Annotated in this window: 8 protein-coding genes; 4 read left to right on the top strand and 4 right to left on the bottom strand. The window is 62.5% G+C overall.

Going from position 1 to position 4,720, the window contains the following annotated elements:
• On the bottom strand, positions 1–796 hold a 796-nt coding region (locus tag ACYVDE_RS14815), incomplete at its 3' end, for a threonine aldolase family protein (RefSeq protein ID WP_460502321.1).
• A gap of 143 nt (positions 797–939) precedes the next feature.
• Here ACYVDE_RS14815 and ACYVDE_RS14810 point away from each other — a divergent pair.
• A complete protein-coding gene (locus ACYVDE_RS14810; protein WP_460502320.1) occupies positions 940–1,098 on the top strand; it encodes a hypothetical protein in 159 nt (52 codons plus the stop codon).
• Between the two features lie 24 nt (positions 1,099–1,122).
• Positions 1,123–1,578, top strand: coding sequence for a hypothetical protein (locus tag ACYVDE_RS14805; protein ID WP_460502319.1), 456 nt, complete (start codon positions 1,123–1,125; stop codon positions 1,576–1,578).
• Positions 1,579–1,708: 130 nt separating this feature from the next.
• Here the strand turns inward: ACYVDE_RS14805 and ACYVDE_RS14800 are convergent, their stop codons facing one another.
• Entirely contained in the window at positions 1,709–2,212 is a 504-nt protein-coding gene (locus tag ACYVDE_RS14800) for a metallophosphoesterase family protein (RefSeq protein ID WP_460502318.1), read from the bottom strand.
• 138 nt (positions 2,213–2,350) lie between these two features.
• On the opposite strand from ACYVDE_RS14800, the gene ACYVDE_RS14795 reads away from it, so the two are divergent.
• Positions 2,351–3,049 (top strand): NUDIX hydrolase, encoded by a 699-nt coding sequence (locus ACYVDE_RS14795; protein WP_460502317.1) that lies wholly within the window; start codon positions 2,351–2,353, stop codon positions 3,047–3,049.
• A 140-nt stretch (positions 3,050–3,189) separates the two neighbouring features.
• Positions 3,190–3,591, top strand: a complete 402-nt coding sequence (locus ACYVDE_RS14790) for a hypothetical protein (RefSeq protein ID WP_460502316.1) — start codon at positions 3,190–3,192, stop codon at positions 3,589–3,591.
• A gap of 5 nt (positions 3,592–3,596) precedes the next feature.
• On the opposite strand, the gene coaD is transcribed toward ACYVDE_RS14790, so the two are convergent.
• Positions 3,597–4,064 (bottom strand): pantetheine-phosphate adenylyltransferase, encoded by a 468-nt coding sequence (gene coaD, locus ACYVDE_RS14785; protein ID WP_460502315.1) that lies wholly within the window; start codon positions 4,062–4,064, stop codon positions 3,597–3,599.
• Between the two features lie 98 nt (positions 4,065–4,162).
• Positions 4,163–4,720: DUF3822 family protein (locus ACYVDE_RS14780; RefSeq protein WP_460502314.1), on the bottom strand; the 558-nt coding region annotated here is incomplete at its 5' end.

Genomic DNA, 4,720 nt, shown 5'->3' with positions numbered 1-4,720 from the left:
CGCGGCGGTGGTCGTCGGCCAGGCGCTCCACGTGGTTTTCGAGCGCAAAAAGGCCGGCTGCGGCCAGGTAGCCGGCCTGCCGCCAGCCGCCGCCCATCACCTTGCGAATGCGCTTGCACTTCTGAATAAACGACTTCGAGCCCAGCAGCACCGAGCCCACCGGCGCGCCCAGCCCCTTGCTCAAACACACCGAAATCGAATCGAACAGTTGGCCGTAATCTTCGCTGCGCTGCCCGGTAGCCACCAGCGCGTTGAACACGCGGGCGCCGTCGAGGTGCCGGGCTAGGCCGTGCTTTTTCGCCACTTCACTGATGGCAGCCATGTCGTCCCAGCTATAGCAGCTGCCGCCGCCGCGATTGTGAGTGTTCTCCAGGCACACAAGGCGGGTGGTGGGGTAGTGCACGTTTTCGGGCCGGATGGCGGCCTCCACCTGCGCGGCCGTGAGGCGGCCCCGCTCGCCGGGCAGCAGTGCCACGCTCGCCCCCGAGTGGAAGGCAATGCCGCCCACTTCCCAGAGGTACACGTGGGCCGTCTGCTCACAAATTACCTCGCTCAGCGGCTCGGTGTGGGCCTTGATGGCAATCTGGTTGGTCATGGTGCCCGAGGGGCAGAACAGGCCGGCTTCGAGGCCGAAGCGGGCGGCGGCGGCTTCTTCGAGGCGGCGCACGGTGGGGTCTTCCTCGTACACGTCGTCGCCGACGGGGGCGGCCCACATGGCAGCCAGCATGGCGGGCGTGGGGCGCGTCACGGTGTCGGAGCGCAGGTCAACCAAGGGAAGGGAGGCGGGAGAAGTCATGCCGGCAAAAGTACGCGGCCGAAGTGCCGCTCACCCCGGCCGCCGGCCCACCTTGCCGATAAAATGCCTGTCGGGCTTGTACTTCCCGGTTCAGATGCGTACTTTTGCCCTCCATTTCATAATACCTTAGTTTTTCCCCGGCCATGTCCGTTACCCGCCTGAAGCGCAAGCACCGCAAGAACATTGCCCGCGCCAACAACAAGCAGAACATCATCAAAAACCTGCTCCGTACCCCCGTCCTCAAAAATGTGGACCTGGAGGAGCTGAAGTCGCGCTTTAGCGCTGCTGCCGTTACCGAATAAATCCCCCTCTTTCCGCCAACCGCCATGTCCGTTACCCGTCTGAAGCGCAAGCACCGCAAGAACATTGCCCGTGCTAACAACAAGCAGAACATCATCAAAAACCTGCTTCGCACCCCCGTGCTGAAGAACGTGGACCTGGAGGAGCTGAAATCGCGCTTCACCACCGCCGCTCCGGCCGCGGCCAAGCCCGAGGCGAAAACCGAAACCAGCCTGCTGGACACGGTGAAGCACGCCGCCAGCGCCGCCGTCGACAAGGTGAAGGAAGTTGCCACCGACGTGGCCGATGCCGTTTCGCACTCCGAAGTGGTGGAGAAAGCTTCGCACCTGGTAAGCGACGCCGTTGACAAAGTGAAGGAAGTAGTGGCCGGCGACAAAACCGCCGCCAATAAAGCCGCCTTCGACGACGCCGAAGCCGTGACCAAGCCCGTGAACGAGGACGGCCAGGAAGGCGAGCACCCCAAGCCCGAAATCGCGCTGTAAGTAACGAGCTGCAGCCTTCGGCTGGCAGCTCCTGAGGCCATGAGCCCCGTTTCCTGTTGTTGCAGGGAACGGGGCTCGTTGGTTTGCGGCCAGTTGGAGGGCGGCGCGGGAAGCACGCCAATGCGGCCGCCTAGCTCGCCCGCTTACCCAGCTCCACAGCCTGCAAATTCACCACCTTGCCGGCCTCAATGCCGAAGCGCAGCAGCGTACGCACCTGGTGGAAACCGTGGCGGCCAGCCGCGCCGGGGTTCAGGTGCAGCAGGTGGCGGCGCGGGTCAGGCATCACGCGCAGAATGTGCGAGTGGCCCGTCACGAACAGGCCGGGGCGAGTGGCGTCGAGCAGGGGGCGGGCGGCCGGGGCGTAGTGCCCCGGGTAGCCGCCAATGTGGGTAATTATCACGCGCAGGCCTTCAACCTCAAAGTCTTGCACCAGGGGCTGGGTGCGGCGCACGTCCGTGCCGTCGATATTGCCGTACACGCCCCGGAACTGCGGCGCCAGGGCCTGTAATTCGTCCACCACGCGGGCATCGCCGAAATCGCCGGCGTGCCATATTTCGTCGCAGCCGCGCAAATGGTGCGCAATGCGTTCGTCGAAGTAGCCGTGGGTATCGGAAAGCAGGCCAATGTGCGTCATGCCGCAAAGATGGGGCGGGCCGCGAAATCGGTTCAGCCCCGTATCTTGCGGCCGAAGCTTTCCACGGTCATATATTTTCTTTGGATGCCGGTTGCCACCACGAGCCCGGCGTCTGTTCTTTTCAAGCTGCTTCTCCCGATGAACATTTTCATCAACGATATTCCGCTGGTTATCAAAAAACTTAGCGAAAAAGTATACAAGCATAAGTTCGACCTCGTGCTGAACCCCGACGACGACTTCACGTCGAAAGACCTGGTGGGCGACGTGCTGGTGAAGGACGCCGGTCCGCTATTCATCGACCGGTTGCTGCGCCTGATGGAAGTGAAGAAGCTGAAAAAACTGAAGTCGCTGACGATGCTGGTGAAGAAAAAGAAGTTCATCACCCTGCACCTCAAAGACCAGTTTAAGATTGCCAAGGCCGGCGGCGGGCTGGTGGTGAAAGGCGACCAGGTGCTGATGATTTACCGCCTCGGCAAGTGGGACCTGCCCAAGGGCAAGCTCAAGAGCGACGAAGACCAAGCCGCCGGCGCCCTGCGCGAAGTGGAAGAAGAAACCAACATCAAGCTGGAGCTGGGCGAGAAACTGCCCAGCACCTGGCACAGCTACGCCTACAAGGGCAACAAGATGCTGAAGAAAACCAGCTGGTTTTTGATGAAGTGCATCGACGACAGCCTGATGAAACCCCAAACGGAGGAGTACATCGAGGAAGTACGCTGGATGTCGCCCCAGGAAGCGCTGGCCAAGCTGGAAGATTCCTACGCCTCCATTGCGCTGGTAGTGCGCCACTACCTGAGCGAAATGGCCGGCAAGCCTGGCAAAGAAGCCAAAGCGAAGTAGCCTGTCGGCGCCGTATCTTCGTGGATATGGGGCTAAAACAACTACGCAGCAAGCAAATAAGCGGGGCAATGCTGGCAGCAGCATTAACATTAACGGCGTGCTCGCACTCGAACGAGCCGTTGCAGGAGCCCGCGCATCCGATGTTAGCCCGGCCGGCCGCACCTGCTCCGGTTCGGGCAGTGGTGGCCGTGCCGGCGCTGCTGCCGCTGTCGATAGATGACCTGCCGCGCCATTTGGGAGCACCGCAGCCCGTGCCCACGTCGGTGCAGGCGCTGCTGGACCAGCTGCCCAGCACCGACCCCACCGATTCGACACGCTTTTTCCAGTACCGCGGGCTCAACATACTCGTGAGTTTCGACGCCGGCACGCGCCGCTTCAACGATTGGCTGCTGCTGGGCCGCAACGAAGACGTGCTGATGCAAATGGCCGGCTTGTCGGCCGAAGCCGCCAGCTACCTGGTGCTGCCGGTATTTCACGCACGCCGGCCCACGCAGGTGCTGGGGGTGCGGGTGGTGCCGCTCACGGCCATGTCGCGGCAGTAGCGGCGCTACCCGGCCCGGGCGGGCAACGCGAATGGCACGAACGCCGATACATCGGCCCCAAACCGGTGCAGGTCGCGAATAATGGTGCTGCTAATGGCCCCGAGCGTGGGCGAGGTGAGCAGAAAAACTGTTTCAAGCCCGGGGAAAACGTGCTGGTTGCCGTAGGCAATGGGCTTTTCGTACTCAAAATCGGGGCTGTTGCGCAGGCCGCGCAGCAGGAAGCGCGCCCCGGTAGTGCGGGCAAACTCCGCCGTCAGCCCCTGGTAAAGCTGCACCGATACCCGCGGCTCCGCGGCAAACAGGTCGGCAATGAGCGCCTGCATCTGCTCGGCGGGCAGGTAGCGCTGCTTGGCGCTGTTGGTGCCCAAGGCAATGATGACTTCATCGAACAGCTCTAAGCCGCGCTGCACAACGTCGAGGTGCCCATTGGTGAACGGGTCGAACGAACCGGGAAAGAGGGCAATGCGGGGCATAAGTCAGAGTTGAATGGCAAGGGTTGATTTTTGACAGTTGAGTGCTGAGTAAAAAGCCGCCTGATTCAACCTTCAACATTTAGCCCTCAACAATTCAATCAGGCAAAGTGCAGGCTGAGCAAATCGAAGTAGCGGTATTCAAACACGTCGTTGAGGCGGTAGCTATACTGCACGTGCGGAGGGCGGGCGCCAAAATGCACATTGCGCACGTAGGTGCGCAGCAGGCTGAACACGGCCGAGTCGGGCGTGAGGTCGCCCCACACCGTCACGTCGTCCTGGTCGGGGTCGAGGGCCAGCTCCTGCATCACCAGAATGGTGTAGTACACCACGTCTTCGGCCGTGCTGCACGGAAACACGTTGCAGTATTCGAGGTGCTGGCCCAGCACCACGAGCGTGAGCTCCTGCTGGCCGGGGTTGAGGTAGAGGCGGCGCTGGGAAGCGGCCCCGCGCTGGTTTACCAGGCCGGCCAGCAGGGCGCTGGTATGGTGCAGCAACCGGCCGGTGGGGCCGTAGGTGGCCGAAATCCAGCTGGCCAGCGCGGCGTCGGCGGCGAATACGTTCACCAGCTCCAGGCCCGGGTGCGTGGTATGGCGAATGGTTTCGGCAGGCGTGGGGGTGTGGTGTAGGCGCAGCGCGGCGGCTTCGTCGCCGGCCCG

This window comes from Hymenobacter agri (assembly GCF_054778495.1).
This window is presented reverse-complemented; position numbering and strand designations above follow the sequence as displayed.

Coding starts and splice junctions, on each gene's coding strand:
- ACYVDE_RS14805 (WP_460502319.1), top strand. CDS start 1,123: ATGTCCGTTACCCGTCTGAAGCGCAAGCACCGCAAGAACATTGCCCGT.
- coaD (WP_460502315.1), bottom strand. CDS start 4,064: ATGCCCCGCATTGCCCTCTTTCCCGGTTCGTTCGACCCGTTCACCAAT.
- ACYVDE_RS14790 (WP_460502316.1), top strand. CDS start 3,190: ATGTTAGCCCGGCCGGCCGCACCTGCTCCGGTTCGGGCAGTGGTGGCC.
- ACYVDE_RS14810 (WP_460502320.1), top strand. CDS start 940: ATGTCCGTTACCCGCCTGAAGCGCAAGCACCGCAAGAACATTGCCCGC.
- ACYVDE_RS14795 (WP_460502317.1), top strand. CDS start 2,351: ATGAACATTTTCATCAACGATATTCCGCTGGTTATCAAAAAACTTAGC.
- ACYVDE_RS14800 (WP_460502318.1), bottom strand. CDS start 2,212: ATGACGCACATTGGCCTGCTTTCCGATACCCACGGCTACTTCGACGAA.